21 protein-coding genes are annotated in these 20686 nt (G+C 72.8%); 16 read left to right on the top strand and 5 right to left on the bottom strand.

Translation table 11 applies throughout. The annotated features are described in order from the left end of the window. Positions 1-301: 301 nt before the first annotated feature. The 4 genes from EV188_RS14530 to EV188_RS14515 all read left to right on the top strand — a co-directional run bounded on the left by EV188_RS14530 (position 302) and on the right by EV188_RS14515 (position 7239). Positions 302-2386, top strand: a complete 2085-nt coding sequence (locus EV188_RS14530) for a tellurite resistance TerB family protein (protein WP_133826950.1) — start codon at positions 302-304, stop codon at positions 2384-2386. Then, positions 2383-3681, top strand: coding sequence for an ATP-binding protein (locus EV188_RS14525; protein WP_133826949.1), 1299 nt, complete (start codon positions 2383-2385; stop codon positions 3679-3681). Before EV188_RS14530 ends, EV188_RS14525 begins: the two co-directional genes overlap by 4 nt. Further along, on the top strand, positions 3662-6796 hold the full coding sequence (locus tag EV188_RS14520) for a DEAD/DEAH box helicase (protein WP_133826948.1): 3135 nt from the start codon (positions 3662-3664) through the stop codon (positions 6794-6796). The genes EV188_RS14525 and EV188_RS14520 overlap by 20 nt, the downstream gene beginning before the upstream one ends. Before the next feature lie 104 nt (positions 6797-6900). Then, complete coding sequence (locus tag EV188_RS14515; RefSeq protein WP_133826947.1) at positions 6901-7239, top strand: hypothetical protein; 339 nt, start codon at positions 6901-6903, stop codon at positions 7237-7239. A gap of 3 nt (positions 7240-7242) precedes the next feature. Here the strand turns inward: EV188_RS14515 and EV188_RS14510 are convergent, their stop codons facing one another. Then, the gene (locus EV188_RS14510; protein ID WP_133826946.1) at positions 7243-7734 is read right to left on the bottom strand and encodes a hypothetical protein; all 492 of its coding nucleotides are present in this window, start codon (positions 7732-7734) and stop codon (positions 7243-7245) included. A 153-nt stretch (positions 7735-7887) separates the two neighbouring features. Between EV188_RS14510 and EV188_RS14505 the strand changes: the two genes are divergently transcribed. From EV188_RS14505 to EV188_RS14465, 9 genes are all read left to right on the top strand, one after another. After that, positions 7888-8646 carry an SDR family NAD(P)-dependent oxidoreductase gene (locus EV188_RS14505; RefSeq protein WP_133826945.1) on the top strand — a complete coding sequence of 253 codons (759 nt, stop codon included), beginning with the start codon at positions 7888-7890 and terminating at the stop codon, positions 8644-8646. 53 nt (positions 8647-8699) lie between these two features. Further along, positions 8700-9026 (top strand): DUF6247 family protein, encoded by a 327-nt coding sequence (locus EV188_RS14500; RefSeq protein WP_133826944.1) that lies wholly within the window; start codon positions 8700-8702, stop codon positions 9024-9026. A gap of 317 nt (positions 9027-9343) precedes the next feature. Further along, positions 9344-9886, top strand: a complete 543-nt coding sequence (locus tag EV188_RS14495) for a YbhB/YbcL family Raf kinase inhibitor-like protein (protein ID WP_133826943.1) — start codon at positions 9344-9346, stop codon at positions 9884-9886. Between the two features lie 18 nt (positions 9887-9904). Further along, positions 9905-10516: a TMEM175 family protein gene (locus EV188_RS14490; protein WP_133826942.1), complete on the top strand. Its 612-nt coding sequence runs from the start codon at positions 9905-9907 to the stop codon at positions 10514-10516. Then, entirely contained in the window at positions 10513-11085 is a 573-nt protein-coding gene (locus EV188_RS14485; RefSeq protein ID WP_133826941.1) for a YdeI/OmpD-associated family protein, read from the top strand. The genes EV188_RS14490 and EV188_RS14485 overlap by 4 nt, the downstream gene beginning before the upstream one ends. Positions 11086-11116: 31 nt before the next feature. Beyond that, the gene (locus EV188_RS14480; protein ID WP_133826940.1) at positions 11117-11416 is read left to right on the top strand and encodes an antibiotic biosynthesis monooxygenase family protein; all 300 of its coding nucleotides are present in this window, start codon (positions 11117-11119) and stop codon (positions 11414-11416) included. A gap of 15 nt (positions 11417-11431) precedes the next feature. Then, a complete protein-coding gene (locus tag EV188_RS14475) occupies positions 11432-11740 on the top strand; it encodes a DUF6092 family protein (protein WP_133826939.1) in 309 nt (102 codons plus the stop codon). Beyond that, on the top strand, positions 11695-12273 hold the full coding sequence (locus tag EV188_RS14470) for a nitroreductase family protein (protein WP_341770760.1): 579 nt from the start codon (positions 11695-11697) through the stop codon (positions 12271-12273). The genes EV188_RS14475 and EV188_RS14470 overlap by 46 nt, the downstream gene beginning before the upstream one ends. 4 nt (positions 12274-12277) lie before the next feature. Further along, on the top strand, positions 12278-12715 hold the full coding sequence (locus EV188_RS14465) for a DUF3291 domain-containing protein (RefSeq protein WP_133826937.1): 438 nt from the start codon (positions 12278-12280) through the stop codon (positions 12713-12715). Here EV188_RS14465 and EV188_RS14460 read toward each other — a convergent pair whose 3' ends face one another. Then, on the bottom strand, positions 12716-14971 hold the full coding sequence (locus tag EV188_RS14460; RefSeq protein ID WP_133826936.1) for a M20/M25/M40 family metallo-hydrolase: 2256 nt from the start codon (positions 14969-14971) through the stop codon (positions 12716-12718). A gap of 156 nt (positions 14972-15127) precedes the next feature. Between EV188_RS14460 and EV188_RS14455 the strand changes: the two genes are divergently transcribed. The 3 genes from EV188_RS14455 (at position 15128) to EV188_RS14445 (ending at position 17838) form a co-directional block, all read left to right on the top strand. Next, on the top strand, positions 15128-15952 hold the full coding sequence (locus EV188_RS14455) for a mycofactocin-coupled SDR family oxidoreductase (protein ID WP_133826935.1): 825 nt from the start codon (positions 15128-15130) through the stop codon (positions 15950-15952). Continuing rightward, on the top strand, positions 15949-16869 hold the full coding sequence (locus tag EV188_RS14450) for an AAA family ATPase (RefSeq protein ID WP_133826934.1): 921 nt from the start codon (positions 15949-15951) through the stop codon (positions 16867-16869). The genes EV188_RS14455 and EV188_RS14450 overlap by 4 nt, the downstream gene beginning before the upstream one ends. Before the next feature lie 105 nt (positions 16870-16974). After that, positions 16975-17838, top strand: coding sequence for a vWA domain-containing protein (locus EV188_RS14445; protein ID WP_243741689.1), 864 nt, complete (start codon positions 16975-16977; stop codon positions 17836-17838). Here EV188_RS14445 and EV188_RS14440 read toward each other — a convergent pair. The 3 genes from EV188_RS14440 to EV188_RS14430 form a co-directional block, all read right to left on the bottom strand. Next, entirely contained in the window at positions 17818-18993 is a 1176-nt protein-coding gene (locus tag EV188_RS14440) for a DUF998 domain-containing protein (RefSeq protein WP_166659882.1), read from the bottom strand. The genes EV188_RS14445 and EV188_RS14440 overlap by 21 nt on opposite strands. Before the next feature lie 17 nt (positions 18994-19010). Then, positions 19011-19622, bottom strand: a complete 612-nt coding sequence (locus EV188_RS14435) for a GNAT family N-acetyltransferase (protein ID WP_133826931.1) — start codon at positions 19620-19622, stop codon at positions 19011-19013. Between the two features lie 88 nt (positions 19623-19710). Continuing rightward, the gene (locus EV188_RS14430) at positions 19711-20670 is read right to left on the bottom strand and encodes an AraC family transcriptional regulator (protein ID WP_208114183.1); all 960 of its coding nucleotides are present in this window, start codon (positions 20668-20670) and stop codon (positions 19711-19713) included. Positions 20671-20686 lie beyond the last annotated feature (16 nt).

Below are 20686 nucleotides of genomic sequence, written 5' to 3'. Positions count from 1 at the left end.
TGGTGACACGTGGCAGCGCGGTGCTTGATGCGCCTCCTCACGTCGAGCCACGGGGTGGCAGCTGCCCTGCTCCAACCTCACCATGATGGCAGCGGAAGATCCGCTTGCGGCGCCCTGTGTCAGGCCAAGAGGTGGACGATCCGGTCACCAGCGACATGTAACGGAACGTCAGAGATCCCCGAACCTCTCCGCGAGCAGCACGCTCGTGATCGCCACCACCACCCGATCGGGTGGTGGCGATCGTGATCAGGCACCGTGGGGTTCACGATCGGGAGAGCCAAGCGACCGCTGAGGGGGGCGTGTGACGGCCAGCGCGACCGCGAGCGAGTGGGTCAGCGTGAATGGGCCGGTCATGGTCGCCGGAGCGGCGCTCGAGTGCGTCTACACCGGCACCGCCACGACGCCCGAGGTCATCGACCCCGGTCTGCCCATTGATCTCCGCGCCCCCGACTGGCAGGCATCGTCGGTCACGCGGCCACCCCATTACGGCGAGCTGACCCCGGCCGCGCGGGCCGCATTCCTGGTCTGGCACCGGACGAGCCGCCGCGCGGCTCAGGCACCGGCCGAGTGGGCGTTGCTTCACCTCTACGGTCTCGAGCGCCGCATCCTGGTCGACGGGGACGACGATCCGGAGCTCCGACGGGAGGCCGTCGAGCTCGGCGAGGTCTACGGCGACGACCCGGACGTCGCCCGCACCGTGGAGGCGCTGGGCCACCGCAGTCGACCCGCGAGCCCGCCGCCCCTCGTCGACCAGCCCGTCCCCGTAGCGCTCCAGGTCGAGCTCGGCCGGCGCGCCCTCGCGTCCGAGGCGATCGACGCGGAGTGGGCCCTGGCGTGGGCGTGGTACCACCCGGACCTGCCCCGGAGGGAGGCCGCGCGCCGCGCCCCCGACGAGTTCGCGCGGCTGTGGCGCCACCGCTTCGGCGAGCGCTTTCCCGACGGCTTCCTCGCCAAGCCACGCAGACGCCGACTCGCGCTCGAGTACGTCCCTGCCAACCCGAGCCTGCCGACTCCGCTCGAGCTCACCGTCGACGACGCGTCCGATGTCTTCCTGACGCCGGCGCCCGCGCGGCTGTTCACCGAGATCGGCGACCAGGTCGAGTCGGAGCTGGCCCCGTACGTGCGGTGGGCGACGAGCCACCCCGAGGAGATCGGCTCGGTGCACGCGGTCGCGGTGCTCCCTGCGCCCCTGCTCGCCGGCTCGGCTCCGGAAGCCGCTGCGCAGGCACTCATCGACCACGCGACGTCGGTCCTCGCCGGAGCTCGGGCGGCGATCGCGGACAGCGCCCCGCTCCTGGAGGTGTGGCAGACCGCCGCGCGCCAGGACGACATACAGCGCCGAGACACGGTCGCGATCGCGCAGGTTCTCGACCGGTACGGCCTCGGGGTCGAGCCGGACGTGCGTTTCGGGGGCCGACCCATCAGCCGTCGCTCTCCGGCCGTGCTCTTCCGCCACGACGGAGTCCCCGTCACCAGCCCGTCCGAGGCCTACGCCGCTGCGCTCGTCGCCCTCGAGCTCTGTGCCGCTGTCGCGTCCGCCGACGGCACGGTCGACGAGGTCGAGCAGGCGCTCCTCGTCGAACAGGTCCGCCGGGTCGAGGGGTTGACCGACGCCGAACGCGTGCGTCTCGACGCGCACCGGCTCATGCTCACGACCAGCGAGCTCGACCTCGACGACATTGCGTCCCGCGTGGTCGGTCTGCCCGAGCAACAGCGCCGCGGCGTCGGGTCGTACCTGCTCGACGTCGCGCAGGTCGACGGCGTGGTCACCGACGAGGAGCGTCGCACGGTGCGGGCGGTGTACGACCTCCTCGGACTCGACGTCGCAGAGGTCGACGCTCGGCTCGGCCCCCTCCCCACCCTGACCGTGCCACCCAGCGGCCCGACGGAGCTCTTCACACTCCAGCCCGCCGAGGACGGCGATCACGCGAGCGACAGCTTGTTCGTCTTCGCACCGGCCACCGCGGAGCCCGAGCCGCAACCGGACCTCAGTCCCGAGCAGCCAGGGGAAGCACCCGACCGCCTCGTCGACCTCGACGAAGGCCGCCTGCGCGAGACTCAACGCTCCAACAGCGCGGTGCAGGATCTGCTGGGCGCGATCTTCGCCGACGATGACGTCCACGAGGACGAAGCCGCGCCCACCGGCGCATCCCTCCCCACCCTCGACGCTGCCCACTCCGCCCTGCTCCACGACCTCGCTAGCCGGGACCAGACGACCCGACCCGAGCTGGAGCGCGCCGCGGCCCGACACGGGGTGCTCCCCGACGGCGCTCTGGACGTGATCAACGAAGCCGCCCTCGATCTCACAGACGAACTCGTGATCGAGGTGCACGACGACGAGTCGGTCACCATCGACTCGGACATCTACGAGGAGATGCGCGCATGACCGCCGCAGGCACGACGAAGATCAAGCCTCGCGAACGCAACGCCCTGATCCAGTCCTTGCGGTCGGGGGTGGTGCCGCGGACGGGTCAGCACTTGATCCAGGTCGGCCGGGCCAACGAGGTCCACGCGCTCCTCGGGGACATCGACCGCATCGCGGAGGGCGGGACCGCCGCACGCTTCATCATCGGCGACTACGGCTCGGGCAAGACGTTCTTCCTCAACCTCATCCGTGCGGTCGCCGCGCAGCGCAAACTCGTGACGCTGCACGCCGACCTCAACCCCGGCCGGAGACTGGCGAGCAGCGGTGGTCAGGCGCGCGGGCTCTACACCGAACTGATGCGCAACGCCGGCACCCAGGCCAAGCCCGAAGGCGCACTCGCCGGCGTCGTCGAGCGGTTCGTCACTCAGGCCATGGATGAGGCGAAGAAGAACGACACGAGCCCCAGCCGTGTGATCAAGACACGACTCGAGGACCTCCAGGAGCTCGTCGGCGGCTACGACTTCGCGATCGTCATCGAGAAGTATTGGCGCGGCTACGACACTGACGACGACGCGCTCAAGGCGAACGCCGTGCGCTGGCTACGCGGCGAGTACTCGACGAAGACCGAGGCGCGGGCCGACCTCGGCGTGCGGACGATCGTCGACGACGACTCGTTCTACGACCAGCTCAAGCTCCTCGCCCGCTTCGTGCGACTGGCAGGCTACAAAGGTCTCCTGATCTGCCTCGACGAGATGGTCAACCTCTACAAGATCGCCCACAAGGGCAGCCGCGAGGCCAATTACGAGCAGATTCTGCGGATCGTCAACGACTGCCACCAGGGCAGCGCAGAGGGCATCGGCTTCTTGTTCGGCGGCACCCCGGACTTCCTCACCGACTCCCGTCGCGGCCTCCACTCCTACGGCGCCCTCGCGAGCCGCCTCACCGAGAACCGCTTTGCCACGGGCGGCCTCGTCGACTACTCGGGCCCTGTGCTGCGTCTCGACCAGTTGACGCCCGAGGATTTCCACGTGCTGCTCGAGAACCTGCGGCACGTCTACGCGTCGGGCGACTCAGCGAGGTACCTGGTGCCCGACGAGGCGCTCGACGCGTTCATGGCGCATTGCCGGCAACAGATCGGGGACGCGTACTTCCGCACCCCGCGTACGACGATCAAGGCCTTCTGCGACCTGCTGTCGCTGCTCGAGCAGCACCCCGATCGTGATTGGCGCGAGGTGCTCGGCCACACCGCCGTCCAGCCGGAGGAGAACCCGGACCTCGCGCCGCTGGACGACGACGATGACCTCGTCTCTGTCTGACAGCGCGTTCGAGCGCCTGGCGCGTCCGGTCCAGAAGTGGGTCCACAGCAAGGGTTGGACGAGCCTGCAGGACGCGCAGGCACGCGCCGTCGAGCCGATCATGGACGCGTCGAGCGACGTGCTCATCACGGCGTCGACGGCCGGCGGCAAGACCGAAGCCGCGTTCTTGCCCATCCTCTCGGCCCTCTTGAACAGCCGTGATCGGAACGAGAAGCCGGACGGCGTCGAGGTCCTGGCGATCTCGCCGCTCAAGGCGCTGATCAACGACCAGACCGAGCGCCTGGAGAAGATGTGCGCCGACATCGACGTCCCGGTACACGCGTGGCACGGCGACGTCCCCGCCGGCCGCAAGAAGCGTGTCTGGCGGGATCGGGCCGGCGTCCTGTTCATCACGCCGGAGTCGGTCGAGGGTCTGCTGTGCCTGCGCGGTGATGCGGTCAAGAGCCTGCTCGGCGCCCTGCGCTACATCGTGGTGGACGAGCTGCACGCCTTCCCTGGTTCGGCGCGCGGCGCTCAGCTCGCGTCGCTCCTGCATCGCCTGGACCTGCTGTGCCGGCGACGGGTTCCACGGATCGGGCTGTCGGCCACCGTGGGGGACCTCGCGATCGGCGCGGAGTTCCTCCGTCCCGGGCGCGGAGAGCGCGTCAAGGTGATCAAAGGCGTCGACCAGCCGAGGCAACGAGTGACCGTCCTGCGCGGTCACCTGAGCAACCGAGAGGCCGGCGGGACGTCGGCGGTGTCGCACTTGCTGTTCCGCACCCTGCGCGGCCACACGAACCTCGTCTTCGCGAACCGCCGCAAGGAAGTCGAGACCTACGCCGACCGCCTCCGGGCGGAGTGCGACCGCCTCCGCGTGCCCAACGAGTTCTTCGCGCACCACGGGAGCCTGGCGAAGGCCGAGCGGGAGGACGTCGAGGATCGGCTGAAGAGCAGTGAGCCGGCCACCGCGATCTGCACCTCGACCCTGGAAATGGGCATCGACATCGGTCAGGTATGCGAGGTCGCACAGGTCCGGTGCCCGCCATCGGTGGCCGCTCTGCGGCAACGGTGGGGCCGCTCAGGACGGCTTCCCGGCGAGCGATCGGTCCTGCGGACCTATGTCACCGAGCCAAAGCTCGGACCAGGTACCGAGCCACAAGACGCCCTGCGCGCCGAGCTCGTCCAGACGGTGGCGATGACCGAACTCTTCCTGACGCACGACTGGTGCGAGCCGCCCGAGACCGGAGGGCTGCACCTCTCGACCCTCGTCCAGCAGGTGCTGTCCCTCACCGCGCAGCACGGCGGCGTGTATCCGTCGCAGGCCGAGTCAGTGCTCTGCTCCCGAGGCCCGTTCGCCGTGGACCCGACGACGTTCACGCGCTTGCTCGCCGCAATGCACGACGCCGATCTGCTCATGAGTTCCTCCGACGGTCTGCTCCTGCCCGCGCAACGCGGCGAGCGGGAGATAGAGGACTGGTCCTTCCTCGCCGCCTTCGAATCACCCGACGTCTTCCGAGTCCTTGCGCAGGGCCAGGAGATCGGCTCCATCGACGCCGACGACACGTTGCTCCCCGGAGCCGGCCTGGTCCTCGCCGGACGCCGCTGGCGCGTGATCGCGGTGCATCTCGGTGCCGGCGAAGTCGAGGTCGTCGCTGACGCGGCTGGGGTCGCACCCGACTTCCCGCCCACCGGAGCCGCGCGGATCCACGACCGCGTGCGCCAAGAGATGGAGCGCCTCTGCCTCGGCGATGTGGTGCCCACCTATCTCGACGAGGGCGCCCGAACGATGCTCGCCGAAGCCCGAGCGATGTTCGCCCAACTCGAACTCCACCGGCGCGACATCGTCGGGTGGGGCCGACGCAGCATGATCTTTCCCTGGCGGGGTGACCGGGTGCTCGACACCGTCCGCGTCGCCATGCACCACGCCGGCATCGAGACCGACCGCGAGGGGCCTGCGATCGTCGCGCGAGCGCCGGAGGAGATCGTTGCTCGCGTCCTGGAGCGGTTGGCAGCGTCCGCGCCGCCCGATCCCCTCGACCTCGCCGCGACCGTGCCCGTCAAGCGCGAGGAGAAGTGGGACGAGGTGCTCTCACCGACACTGCTCGACCAGGCCTATGCGGCCCGCGCGCTCGACGTCGACGGTGCGTGGCGCTGGTTGCGATCGCGGGGGACGCGCTCGCTCGCGAGGCCGTCGTCGACGAGCGATGTGCCTGTCCTCACGAGCCCCTCTCCGGCCGCCCTCGGTCCGCTCGTCGAGCTCGGCACGACGCCGTTCGCGATCGTTGACGTCGAGACCACGGGTCTCGCGTCCGCACGTGGTCATCGCGTCGTCGAGATCGCGATCGTGGCCTGCCGTCCCGACGGGAGTGTCGAGGACTTCTGGCACACGCTCCTCGACCCCGGACGTGACGTTGGCCCGACCTGGATCCACGGCCTGGACATGACCGACGTGGTCGGAGCGCCCTCCTTCGCAGACGTGGCCGGCGACGTGGCTGTGCGCCTGGAGGGCCGCGTCGTAGTCGCACACAACGCACCCTTCGACATGGGTTTCCTGCATGCCGAGTTCGACCGCGCAGGTCATCCGCTGCCTCCGGTGCCCAGCCTCTGCACGATGGCCCTCGCGGACCGCACGGCTCCGCACGCGGGACGCTCGCTGGCCGACGCATGCGGCGCGCACGGTGTCGAACTCGAGAACGCCCACAGCGCCCGTGAGGACGCGCTCGCCACCGCGGCGCTCTTCCGCGCGCAGCTCATCACCCTGGACGCCGACGATCTTCCCGAGCTGGGCATCTCCACGCGCCACCTCCCCGTCGACTGGCCGGCGCTCGCTCCGACGGGACGCTCGATGACGCGGACACGGCCGGCGTCGCGGCCCGAGCCGTCTGTACGGACCTGGGCATCGGCCGGCGAGACGGCCTACGCCGACGCACTGGCGTGGGCGCTCGAGGACGACGAGGTCACCAGCGTCGAGTTGGATCACCTCATCGGGGTCGCACGGGTCTGGGCGGTGGGGGACGTGGCTGCCATTCACCGTCAGGTTCTCGCCGGGCGCGACCTCCCGGCCGAGGTGCACCGGCAGCTCGAGGTCGCCGAGCGAACGCATCGACGCACCGCGCTACCGACGTCGACGATCTGAGCAGAAGCGGTCCGCGGTACGGACCATCATCACGGGGTTGGACTCCGCCGCCGTCCCATCGGTTCCATCAGTCCCGACGCGCGAACCGGCCTGAGGAGGACGGGGTGGAGTCAGCCCACACCGGGTTCTACGACCAACTCGTCGGCTATCTGGCAGCCGAGGGTGCGGTGTCGGAGGACCAGGACCAGGGAGTCGTGCCCCTGACGGAGTTCGATCACCGGCCGTTGCCGACGGCGCTCCGGCTCCACGTCACGCCCACGACCTTCGACGAGCACCTGCGAGGAATGGCACCAGGCGCCGCGCTCCTCTTCCCCGCCGTCGGCCCGCTCGAGGCGGCGTGGCGCCTGTTCCTCGTCCACCTCGATGAGGGGGTGCGGACCGCGAAGCCCGGGCAGACCGAACTCGTCCTCGATCGTTCAGGGGTGCTCGCCCGAGAGGGGTAGGCGTCAGACGTCCACGAGCTCCAGCACGTAGGTCGAGCCGTGGTCCAGATCCGTCGGGCCGGACAGGGTCGTGAGGTCCTCGATCCCATCCAGGCCGATCCGGCGGATGCCGTCGACCGACCACATCCGCACGCCGTCGGGCACGAGCGGCCAGAGCATGCCGTCGGCCGCCCACAGGTACGGCTCCACGACCAGCTGCCCCGTCACGGCGAGCTGCGCGTCAGCAGGCCACGTCTCGTCCGCGCTCGCCAGCAGCGGCTGGACCGCGCCGGCGGCCAGGATCGGCGGCGCCTCCTCGCTGGGCACCACCACGGTGCCCGTCACCGTCGTGACCGGCACCGGACCGCCCTCCTGAGAGACGCCCGACCGCGCGTCGGTGGCGGCCGTCGACCGCACCTGCAGCGCGAAGCCGAGAGCGGAGAACCGGCCGACCGTCAGGTCGTCGTACTCACCGTCGGCGATCGTGTGGTGCGGGACGACCGCGACGAGACGCACCTGGATCACGCTAGGGATCACCGCGTGCGCCCGCCCGGCGACGGACCGGAGCCGCCACTCCGAGCAGCGATCAGTCCGTGCCGTGACTGTGACCCACGCCACTCGCCAGGCGACGAGGCTCCCCCGAGGACGCACGGGACGGAGGGGGCAGTCATGGCGAGGTTGGACGGCAAGGTCGCCATCATCACCGGTGGCGAGAGCGGGATCGGGCGGGCCTCGGCGAGCGCGATGGTCGACGAGGGCGCGCAGGTGCACCTGATCGGTCTCGACGCCGAGGCGCTGAAGCGGGCGGTCGCCGAGCTCGGCGACGACAAGGCCGCGTCCACCCAGGCCGACGTCACCGACGAGGACGCCGTCCGTAGCGCCGTCGCCGAGGCGATCGAGCGGTTCGGGCACCTCGACGTTGTCTTCAGCAACGCCGGCAACACCGGCGCCGTCGCGCCGATCGAGGATTACCCGTCCGACGAGTTCGCCCGCACGCTGCAGATCCACGCGCTCGGCGCCTTCCACATGATCAAGCACACCTCGCCGCACCTCGACGCCGGCGCGAGCATCATCATCACCTCGAGCGTCGTCGGCCTGATGGGGTTCGCGGGCATCAGCGGCTACGTGGCTGCGAAGCACGCGCAGGTCGGGATGATGAAGGCGGCCGCGAAGGAGCTGACGCCGCGGAAGATCCGCGTCAACTCCCTGCACCCCGGGCCGACGTCGACGCCGTTCCAGGACTCGATCGAGATGCGCGCGACCGGCCTCGGCCAGCAGGAGGCGGCCGCGGCGTTCGACGAGCTCGTCCCGCTCGCCCGGCACGCGACGCCGGCGGAGATCGCGAAGACGGTCGTCTACCTGGCCTCGGACGACAGCGCCTACATGACCGGCGCGACGGTCGCGGTGGACGGCGGTCTGACGATCTGACCCGACAACGCGAACCACCGGACGCTGTCGGCCCCTCCCGCTATCGTCGATTCATGAGTAGCGCGAGGCCGGAGGCACCGCCGCGGGAGGAGCTCCCGCCGCTTCCCCGTGCCGGCGCCACACCGCGCGCGGTGCACGAGGCGCTCCATCCGGAGCACCGGGAGGAGTTCGACCACGCGTTCCGGGCTGCCCTCGACGAGGCGGCGCGCGACCTCGACCTGACCGTCGTGCACCAGACCGTCGAGTACTGGCGGCGTCGGGCGTGGATCACTCGCGATCGCGACGAGCACCGCCGCGTTGTGCGCGACGCCGTCACGCAGCTGACCGGCGAGGCACCGCCCGACGACGAACCCACGGACGTGTCCGAGCGCCGGCTCTGACCGCCGACCGTGTACGCGCTCGACCGCCGCGGGCCTGTGCAGGATCAGATCCAAGCGTTGCCGGCCGAGGCGGGGCCCGAACTTCGTGCGCCTCTGCCACGCGCTCGAGACGTCCCCATGGGACAGCGACCCGTACGCCGCCGCGAACCCGGCGGGTCCGATGCGGACCCGGGCCTTCGGCGTGGGCGGGCTGGTCACCTACCTCATCCTCGAGGATCAACAGCGCGTCGACCTGCTCCTCGTCCAGTGGGCGTGACCTGACCGCGCAGCGGGGTACCTGGCGCGGCAGACCGCATCTCGAGAAGGAGGCCTTTCCCGTGTCCCACCAGCCGCCCGACCCCTACGAGTTCCTGCCCGACGTCGCGTCGTTCACCGTCACCAGCACCGACGTCCGCGACGGGCAGACGCTCCCGAATGCGCAGGTCAGCGGGATCATGGGCGCCGGGGGCGAGGACGTCACGCCGCAGCTGGAGTGGTCCGGCGCCCCCGAGGGCACCAAGAGCTACGCCGTGACCTGCTACGACCCCGACGCGCCGACGGCCAGCGGGTTCTGGCACTGGGCGGTCACCGGCATCCCCGCCTCCACGACCAGCCTGCCCGCCGACGCCGGCGACCCCGAGAAGGGCCTGCTGCCGCAGGGCGCGATCACGCTGGCCAACGACGCCGGCGCCAAGCGCTACATCGGTGCCGCGCCGCCGCCCGGCCACGGCGCGCACCGCTACTTCTTCGTCGTGCACGCCGTCGACGTCGAGGACCTCGGGGTCGGCGCCGACGCCACGCCGGCGTTCCTCGGCTTCAACCTCTTCTTCCACAGCATCGGGCGCGCGATCATCACCCCGACCTACGAGATCCAGGGCTGAGCACCACGGGGGGCGGCGGTGGAGGGGGACGACGAGCGGCCGCTGCCCACCCTCGAGCGCGTCTCGGCGTTCAGCGACGGCATCTTCGCCATCGCGATCACGATCCTGATCCTGCCGCTGACCGACGTGCAGGTCCGGGACGGGCAGGTCGTCGCCGACCTGCTCGCCCTGGGCCACCAGTTCCTCGCCCTCGTGGTGAGCTTCGCGGTCATCGGCGGCTTCTGGGTCCTGCACCACGACGACCTCACGGCCCTGACCGGCGCGAGCAGGCGGCTGCTGGTGGCCAACCTCGTCTTCCTGTTCTTCGTGGTGATGCTCCCGTTCCCCACCGCGCTGCTCGGCGACGGCGACAGCATCGCCGCGACGATCATCTACGCCGGCTCGATCATGGGCACGTCGCTGACCTCGCTCGCGCTGTGGCGGGTCGCGGAGAAGGACGGCCTGCTCAAGCTGGGCTGGGCCCGCCGCTGGGGTCACGGGAAGTACTGGGGCACCGCCGCGCTGGTCGTCGGCTTCCTGCCGTCGATCCCGCTCGCGTTCGTGTCGCCGACGTGGGCGCGGATCAGCTGGGCGCTGGCGATCCCGTTGAGCATGGTCGCCGACCGGCTCGAGGCGAGGACGGCCCGATGAACGCCGAGCACGTCCACCCCGACGACGTCGACGCCTGGCGGGCCTGGCTCGCCGAGCACCACGACCGCGGCGAGGGCGTCTGGCTCGTCACCTGGAAGGCCCGCACCGGGCGCCCGACCGTCGGCTACGAGGAGTCCGTCGAGCACGCCCTGTGCTTCGGCTGGATCGACAGCACCACGCGCTCGCTCGACGACGAGCGGACCGCGATGTGGTTCAGCCCCCGCCGCCGCGGCAGCGGCTGGGCACGCTCGAACAAGCAGCGCATCGAGCGCTTGGAAGCCGCCGGCCTGATGGCCGCACCCGGCCGCGCGCTGATCGACGCCGCGAAGGCCGACGGCAGCTGGACGATGCTCGACGACGTCGAGAACCTGGTCGTCCCGCCCGACCTCGCCGAGGCCTTCGACGCCCACCCCGGCGCCCGCGAGCACTGGGACGCGTTCTCCCGCTCGGCGCGGCGCGCGATGCTCGTCTGGGTCGTCGAGGCCAAGCGGCCGGCGACGCGCCGCAACCGCGTCACGCAGATCGCCGAGCGCGCCGCCGTCGGGGAGAAGGCGCACCCGAGGGCGTGAAGCACGGACGCACCGGGGTAGCCGGGCGCCCATGATGACCGTCATCACCCACGTCACCCTCACCCCTGGCCGCGAGCCGGAGTGGGACGCGGCGATGCGCGACCGCCTCGAGACCGCCCGCGGGAAGGAGGGCTGGATCGGCAACCAGCTCGTCATCCCGCTCGACGCGCCGCACGAGCGCACGGTGATCGGCACCTGGTCGACCCGCGCGGCCTGGGAGGCCTGGCACGCCGACGACGCGTTCCTCGAGACCCGCGAGCGCATGGAGGGTCTGCAGGAGGGCCCGAGCGAGATGAGTTGGTACGAGGTCGTCTCCGACGAGCGCGCCTGAGGCCAGGATGGCGGGGTGTCCGCACCCTGGGTCCTCGACGAGGACGACGCGCTCGAACTGCTCGCCTACCTGGTCACCGCCGCACGCACGCAGGTCGACGAGGCCGCCGAGTACGGGCCCATGCGCCTGCTCACCGCGGCCCACCGCCTGGCCGAGGCGATGGGGCCGCGGGCCACGGAAGCAACGGCCGAGGCCCTCGACGGTCCGTTGAGCCAGATGCCCCTGCTCGCCGTGCCCCGCGGAGACCGCGAGCAGTACGTCGAGCAGCTCGACGGCGTGTGCCGCTCCGTCGCCGCCCACCTGAAGACGAAGTACGCGCCGTGACCGACCCCGTGCTCGATCCTGTTCTCGCTGCCATCCGCCGCCGGCGGGTCACACGGGCGATGACCGACGAGCCGGTGGCGCGCGAGCAGATCGAGACGATCCTCGACGCCGTGCGCTGGGCGCCGACCGCGGGCAACCGCCATCTCCAGCGCTTCGTCGCGACGACCGACCCGGGCACGCTGCGGGTGCTGCGCATGGTCTCCCCCGGCATGATCGCGAAGCCGACGGCGGCGATCGCCGTCTGCGTCGACCACGCGCTCGTCGCCGAGTACGGCTTCCCGCCGGAGAACCACGGCCCGTGGATCGACGTCGGCACCGCGACGGCGACGCTCCTGCTGGCCGCGCAGGCGGTCGGGCTGGGCGCGGGGCCGGTGAGCTCGTTCAGCCGCGCGGCCGTCGGCGTCGTGCTCGACCTGCCCGAGGGCTGGGTCGCGGAGCTGGTCGTCTGCCTCGGCCACCCGGCGCCCGACCAGCCGCGGGCGATCAAGCCGGCCCGCCTGACCTGGCGCGACCTCACGCACTGGGTGCCATGAGCCCATGGCCCAGCTCGCCCAAGTCAACGCCGCCGTGCTGCGCTTCCCGCTCGACGACGCGCGCCTCGCGGGCTTCCTGACCGCGGTCGACCGGATCGGGACGCTGGCGGAGCGAGCGCCCGGCTTCGTGTGGCGTCACCCCGACGCGCACGTGCAGCCGCGCGTCGAGACGATCGTGAACCTGAGCGTCTGGACCGACTACCCGTCGCTGCACCGGTTCGTCTACCGCAGCGCCCACGGGCAGCTCGTGCGCCGGCGCGGCGAGTGGTTCCGGCACACGACGGGGCCGACCACGGCGTTGTGGTGGGTCCGCGACGGACACGAGCCCACGCCGGACGAGGCACTGGCGCGGCTGACGTACCTGCGCGCCCACGGACCGACGTCGCGCGCCTTCACCGTCCGCCGCCGCTTCGACGCCGAGGGGCGCCCGGAGCGGCGGTGATCAGGGCACGTCGACGCGCCGCGTCACGATGACGCGGTCGCTCTCGTTGCCCCGCGCCTGGCGCAGCTCGGGCGGGCGGGGACGGAAGGTCGGGACCTGGGCCAGCCCGAGGGTCTGGTCGTCGACGAGCAGGGTCGCCGGGCCCGCCAGCTGCAGATCCACGAGAGCCCCCTCGCGCGGCACGTCGTCGAGCTGGAGCCGGAGCGGCCCACCCGCGAGCGGCGTCGACACCGGTGGGCGCCCGGGGTAGGACACCGTGACCGAAAAGGCCGGGACGTCGGAGCGCACCGCGATCGTCGGCGCGCCGCGGGGCGACGACACCTGCAGGCGCACGCCGTCGGGGGTCCGCGCCGCCACGGTGACCGGGCCCGGCACCGGCAACGGAGGCGCCTGCCCGGTGCTCACGGGTTCGTCGAACGCCGGGAGCTGAGCGGGCGCGTCCGGCGTGTACGACCGCGTCCAGTCGGCCGGCGCGGTGTCGGTGGTGACCCAGCGGGCGACGCCCGTGTCCGCATCCAGCGCGTAGTCGAGGCTCGCGCCCTGCGGGGTCCGGGCGTCGGGGCGGTCGAGGAACAGCCCGCCGGCCGCGAGGATCAGCACCCAGACCAGGGCCATGATCGGCAGCGCGTACCCCCGCACCTGACCGGGCCGCGGCAACGCGGACAGCCCGGCGGCGATCGGCACCCCCACCAGCACGAACAGCGCGACCGGCAGCCCGTCGGACACCCCCGCGACGCCGTAGGACGCCACCGCGAACGGGATCAGCAGCGCCACCGCCGGCACCGCGCCGAGCACGAAGAACGGCACCGCGAGCCACGGCCGCTCCCCCGCCAGCGCCACGACGGTGAGCCCCAGAGCCAGCCCCACGACCGGCCACGCCAGCAGGAACACCGAGCCCGGCGCGACGACCGCCAGCCCGATCGCCAGCAGCGCGAGCACGAGCAGCGACCCGGCCGCGAACGCCATCCCGCCGGGCCGGCGCCGCAGCAGGCTGACCATCAGGGTCACGACGACGAACGCCGCGAGGCCTGCGGCGATCTCGTACATCAGCGGGCGGCCGACGAACGGGCCGGTGTCGGCGTACGACGGGCGGATCGCCACGAGCGCCTGCCAGAACCCGATCCCCACGGCGAGCCCGAGCACCAGCGAGAGCAGGTAGCCGAAGAAGCCGCCGACGACCCCGGAGATCGTCGCCTGACGCCGCACCCGCGCCACCACCACGAGGACGAGAGCGAGCAGCAGCGCGAGCCCCGCGACCGGCCAGGCCCACCAGCTGTCGTAGGTGACGGTGCGGCCGAGGACGGTGAAGTAGGTGGAGTCGCCCGAGGCCGGCGCGCCCGAGGCGACAGGGTCCAGCGGCGCCAGGTCGGACGACCCGAGCGTCCGCGTCAGCGCCAGCGCGTTCCCGCCGTGGTTCTGCACCGAGGCCGGGCTGAGGTTCGGGGGCACGTCGCCGGGCGTGTGGTACTGCTCGGCGCCGCCGATGAACGCCGAGTTCATCCCCGGTCGGCCCGCGTCGAGCACGGGCGAGAGGTCGGTGTCGTTGGGCAGGAACCGGTAGATCTCGACCTGCGACGAATCCCCGCGCGGCGCCGGCACCGAGCGCGCCCAGGCGTCGACCAGTCCGGCGTTCCCCGGCGAGGTCTGGAACAGCATCGACGGGCCGGAGACGCCGCGCGCCTCCCAGTTGAGGACCACGGTCGGGCGGTCGCGCGGTAGCTGGTCCCGCACCCACGCCCGCGCCCCGTGCAGGCCCGCCTCCTCGCCGTCGGTGAGCACGACCGTCACGTCGTTGCGCAGCGGCGGGCCGGCACGCAGGGCCCGCACGGTCTCGAGGATCGTCGCGACGCCGGACATGTCGTCGGCGGCGCCCGGCCCGGCGGCCACCGAGTCGTAGTGCGCCATGAGCACGACCTGGCCCGTGGGGTCGGTGCCCGGCAGGGTGGCGACGACGTTCTCCACGCGCGCCGCTCGCGCCTGCCCCTCCTCGGCCGCGATCGACGCCGTCGCCTCGACCCGCGACGCCAGGCCCTCGGCGGCCAGCTGCCCGACCAGCGCGTCGCGGGCGGCATCCGAGGCGGGCGAGCCGATGGGCCGCGGAACTCGGGCGAGTTGGTCCACGGTCGCGACCGCCCGCTCGGCACTGAAGTCACCCGGCGGCGCCGACGCCGGCACCGGGTCGGGCGGCCCCTCCAGGATCACGGCGTAGACGCCGACGACCGCGAGCAGCACCACCGCCACCAGGCGCCCGATCACGTGGAGAACCGTGCCGTACCGATCACCGGCGCGCCATCCGTGATGGTTCCGTGTCCAAACTAAGTGTCCGATTGGTCTGTCTGGGCGTTACGTGATCGACACCGTGTGCGACAGCGTGAGGGCTCGGACAACGACGTCGAGCCGAGGAGTCGGACCATGGGTCAGCTGGACGGGAAGGTCGCCTTCATCACCGGAGCGGCGCGCGGCCAGGGCCGCAGCCACGCGCTGCGCCTGGCCCAGGAGGGCGCAGACATCATCGGCGTCGACCTGTGCGAGCAGGTCGGCACGGTGCGCTACGCGATGTCGACGCCCGAGGACCTCGCGGAGACCGCCAAGCTGGTCGAGGACCTCGACCGCCGCATCGTGACCCGCCAGGCCGACGTCCGTGACCTCGGCGCGCTGCAGGCGGCGTTCGACGCCGGGATCGCCGAGCTCGGCCGCGTCGACATCGTCCTGGCCAACGCCGGCATCGCGAACCAGGTCGGCGGCGAGCCCGACGACGAGGAGCGCGGCTGGCAGGACGTCATCGACATCAACCTCACCGGCGTCTACCACACGGTGAAGGCCGCGGCACCGCGCATGATCGAACAGGGCGACGGCGGCGCGATCGTCCTGACCAGCTCCACCCAGGGCCTGTCCGGGCGCGGCGGGGACGGCGGCGGCGCCTACAGCGGGTACGCCGCGGCGAAGCACGGCGTCGTCGGGCTGATGCGGTCGTTCGCCCACTGGCTCGCCCCGCACAACATCCGCGTCAACACCGTGCACCCGACCGGCGTCAACACGCCGATGGTCGTGAACCCGCAGCTCGAGGCGTGGATGAACGAGAACCCGGAGAAGGGCGACGCGCTGGCGAACCTCCTGCCGGTCGAGATGGTCGAGGCCGTCGACATCTCCAACGCGATCCTCTACCTCGTCAGCGACGCGGGCCGCTACGTCAGCGGCGTGACGCTGCCGGTCGACGCGGGGTTCAGCGCCAAGTGACGGACGATCTCGCCGATGTGCGGGAGAAGGTCGCCGCGCGGGTGGTCGGCCGGGAGCGGGAGCTCGACCTGCTCCTGGCCGCCGTCGCGGCCGGGCGCGACATCCTGCTCGAGGGCCCGCCCGGCACGTCGAAGTCGACGATCCTCGCCGCGATCACCGCGGAGTGGGGCGTGCCGATGGTGTTCGTCGAGGGCAACGCCGACCTGACCCCGACACGCTTGGTCGGCCACCACAGCCCGGCGCGGGTGCTGCGCGACGACTACTCGGCGGACACGTTCGTGCCCGGCCCGCTGCTCGAGGCGATGCGCTCCGGCGGCTTCCTCTACGTCGAGGAGTTCAACCGGGCGCCCGAGGACACCCTGAACACGCTGCTCACGGCCATGGCGGAGCGGCGGATCGCCGTTCCGCGCGTGGGCACCGTGGAGGCGGCGCCGTCGTTCCGGGTGATCGCGACGATGAACCCGTACGACACGATCGGCACGACGCGCCTGTCGACGTCGGTGAGCGACCGGCTCTGCCGCCTCGCCGTCACCTACCAGGACGCCGACGCCGAGCGGGCGATCGTCGCGGCGCGCACCGACCTCGACGCGGACCGCCTCGTCACCGACGCCGTCGCCCTCACCCGCGCGACCCGCGAGCACGAGGCGATCCGGCAGGGCAGCAGCGTGCGCGGGGCGATCGACCTGGCGCTGGTGGTGGACCGGTTGGCGCGGTTGCGGGGTGCTTCCGTGCCTGTCGAGACGGCTCTGCGGGACCTGCCCGCCGCCTACACCGGGCTCGTCCTCGACGGGATGCTGCTCGCGCTCTCCGGCCGCATCCACCTCGACGAGGTCGTGGAGGCGACGCCCGAGACGGTGCTCCGGACGATCTGGGAGTCGTACTTCGTGCTCGACCCCGCGCGCGCCGAGCCGGGTTGAAAGCAGGTCTCGGCGGACGGCCCGATCGTCGACCGGTCGGCGCGCCCGCTGCGCCGCAAGCCCAAGCGGCTCTCGGAGGAGCCCGCGCTCTACGAGCGCGGCGGCGTGGGTGGCGGGCTCGTGCTCTCCGAGGGCACGCGCCGACGCCGGCGCGGGGACCGGTCGGTCGGCGGCCCGACGGCGCCGGGGGCGTCCGACGAGCCCGCCGAGGTGGTGGCGCTGGAGTCGTTGGGGGACCGCACGGTGGACGACGTCGCCCGCGCCCGGTCCCGGCGGATCGCCCGGCGCCTGAGCCTGCGGCCGCCGACCGCGGAGGACCGGCACACCGGCGTCGCGAGCGACCTCGTCAGCACCCGCTGGCACGGCGCGGGCGACGACCTCGATCTCGACGCCACGCTCGAGGTGCTCGCCGCCAACCCGCTGCCCGAGGACGAGGACCTGGCGGTCCGCGAGCGGCAGCGGACGGCGCGGACGGTGGTGCTCGTCGTCGACGTCTCCGGGTCGATGACCGGCGAGCGCGCGCTGACCGCGGCCGCGACCGTCGGCGCCCTGGCCGGCGAGCTGGGGCGGGACCGGCTGGCGGTGGTCGCGTTCTGGTCGGACGCCGCGGTGCTCGTGCGCCCCGGCGAGCGCGTCGAACCCCTGGCGGTGCTCGACCTGCTCCTGCGCGTACCGACCCGCGGGCTCACCAACGTCACGTTCGCCCTGACCACGGCCGCGCGGATGATCACCGGCGCCGGGTCGGGCGACGCGCGCGTGCTGCTGCTCTCCGACGCCGTGCACAACGCGGGCCCCGACCCGCGCGGGATCGCCGGGCGGCTGCCGCGCCTCGACGTGCTGCTCGACGTGTCCGGCGAGCGCGACGTCGAGCTGGGCCGCGACCTCGCCCGCACCGGGCGGGGACGCTGCCGCCTCGTGCGCGACCACCGGGATGTCGCCCCGGCGCTGTCAGCGATCTTCGCGCGCTGAAGCCGTCGCGGCGACCACGACCGGCCACACCGCCTGGGCGAGCACGACGATCCGCTGCGAGAGGCCGTACCAGGTGCCGGTGGTGACGAGCTGGACGGTGAACCAGACGACGAGCACGGACAGGAGGACCGTCGCCGCGGCCGAGGCGACCCGGAGCCGACGGTCCATGGTCGACGAGAACGCGATGCCCAGCGGCCAGAGCGTGTAGGCGGCCCAGGCGAAGCCGCCGGCGACCATGTGGATCACCGAGTAGCCGCCCACCGGCTGCGGGCTCAATCCCGCCACCACCAGCAGGATCCCGCCCGCCGCGAGCACCCGCCAGGCCATCGGCGGGACGCGGGGCCGCAGGCCGTACGCCACGAGCACCGTGAGCAGGCCGACCAGCGCGAGCGTCGTCGCCATGATCCAGCGGCCGGTCGCGGCGAGCCCGGAGAGCGCGCTCAGCGACTGGTCGACGGCGTCGGGACCGGGCTGGACGGACTGCGCGAAGAGCAGGCCGACGACGAACACGACCGGGGTGAGGACGGCCAGCGCCGCCGTCGACCAGCGCGGAGATCGCAAGGCCCACCCCACGACGACGATCGGCCAGACGGTCTCGCCGAGGATCAGGGTGCGCTCCGCGACGCCGAGCCAGGTCCCGTCGGTCCAGGCCTGGGCGCACAACCAGGCGAGCAGCCCGAGCATCGCCAGGACGGCGAGGCCCGAGCCCCGGCGCAGCGTGGCGGTGAGGGAGCGGTCGGCGACCAGCGGGATCGGCCAGAGCGCGAACGCGATGGCCGCGGCGACCGTGAAGGTCATGTGGATCGCGGAGCTGCCGTGCGCGGGCTGGGCGGCGAGCGCGGCGACGATCACCGCGAATCCCCCGCCGGCGAGGATGCCGCGGGCGAGCGCCGGGATGCCGCGCAGCCCCAGCGCGACGAGCACGTAGAGCACGCCGATGAGGGCCAGGGCGGCCGTCATGATCCAGCGGTCGGTGGCGCCGCGGCCGGCGAGCGTGCTGATCGTCTGGCCGACCGGGTCGTACTCGCCGGGCGGCTGCACGGCCTGCGCGAGGACCGCGCCGACGACCAGGACGACCGGCGCCGCGAGGGCCAGGACCAGCAACGTCGGGCGGCGCAGGCGTCCGAGCGCGTCGGGGACGAGGGCCACCGTCACCCGGAGATCCTCCCGCGTCACCGTCCCACCGGCTCACGCAGCATCAGCCACGTCCGGGGCCCGGCGTTGTCCGGGACGGCGTCGCGCACGACCGCGAACCCGGAGCGTGCGTAGTAGGCGATGTTCCCCTCGTCGGTGGTCTCGAGGTAGGCGGGCAGGCCGCGACGGTCGGCGTCGGCGAGCGTCTCGGCCAGCAGCGTGGTGCCCACCCCGCGGCGCTGCCACACGGGGTCGACGCCGAGGGCCAGCAGGAACCAGTGCGGGTCGGGGACGAGCGCCTTGCGCTGCCCGTCGAGCCAGCCCGTGTAGGCGACGAAGCGCCGGAACGCGCCCGGCCCGAGCGTCACGGGGAACGCGAGCATGCCGGCGCGGGCCATGCCGACGACCGACATATCGACGCTGCCGGGCGGGAGCCAGATCGCGACGCCGGCGCGCTCGGGCGTGGTCACCGCCTTCCCGGCGAGGCGGCCGTACCGGACGGCGCCGCGGAAGAAGCGGTCGAGCTTCGCCGGGCGCGCGGACGGATCGGGGAAGACGAACATGAACATGGCGTCGTCGTCGAACGCCCGCGCCGCCGCGGCGGCCGCCCCCGGGACGTCGTCCTCCCCCACCGGTACTGCCTCCCCCATGCCTCCGGATCGTATGGGTGTGCGCTTCGCGCATGTGAGCACTTTCGACGGCTATAGCCGTCGAAAGTGCTCACATGCCGCAGGCACCTCAGCGACTCAAGGTCGTGCTCGGCGCCTCGCCGAACCGGGCCCGGTACTCGGCGGCGAAGCGTCCGGCGTGCGCGAAGCCGTGGCGGTGGGCGACGTCGGCGACGGTCGTGGCGCCGGCCGGGTCGAGGTCGGTGAGCTCCCGGTGCACGGCGTCGAGGCGCCGTCGTCGCAGGTAGGTCACCGGTCCCACGCCGAACTCCGCGTGGAAGACGGTGCGCAGGGTCCGCTCGCTGACCCCCGTCAGCCGCGCCAGCTCGGGCGCCGTCGGGGGGCGGGCGGGGTCGGCGGCGGCGCGGTCGAGCACCCGGCGCACGACCGTCGACGACGCCGGCGGGGCAGGCGCGCGCAGCGCGTCGGTGAACGAGTGCGGGTGTCCGAGCAGCAGCGCCGTCGCGGCCGCGTTCTTCAGCGCCGCCCAGACCCGCGGCGGTGGCCCCTCGGGACCGGCGGCCGCGCACGTGCTGCGCACCAGCTCCGCGGCCCCGCTGACGGTGCCGCCAGCGCGGGGCATCTCGAGGTCGAAGGTCAGCGGACCGTCGGGGGTGCGGCCGAGGAGGGAGGCGAGCTCGCGCTCCAGGTCGGCGCGGTCGATCTTGAGGACGAGCAGGTCCAGGCCCGCGTCCCACCGCATGGTCAGCGGCCCGGACGACGAGAACACCGCCCCGTACGCGGTGTCGGCGCGCACCCGCATCCCCCGGTGCTCGGCGCGGAAGCCGCCGCGCACGGGCAGGTGCACGGTGGCGAAGGCGTCGAGGGGATGCGAGCGGATCTCGACCGCGGCGCCGTAGGAGAACCGCAGCAGCCCGAGGCCCTCGCCGGCGACCCACCGGACGTCGGCCCCGAACGCGGCGCCGTCGCGGCTGACGGCCATCCGGTGGCCGGTCATGAGGGCCTCGGTGCGCTCGTGGGCGTCGTCGGGGTCGGCCGTGCGGAAGCCGCCACGCAGCACGGGCGCCACCTCCTCGGAACCCGTT

Origin of the sequence: Actinomycetospora succinea (assembly GCF_004363095.1) — a bacterium.
Lineage (GTDB): Bacteria > Actinomycetota > Actinomycetes > Mycobacteriales > Pseudonocardiaceae > Actinomycetospora > Actinomycetospora succinea.
Note: the sequence above shows the minus strand (reverse complement) of the source record. Positions and strands in the feature narration are given on the sequence as shown.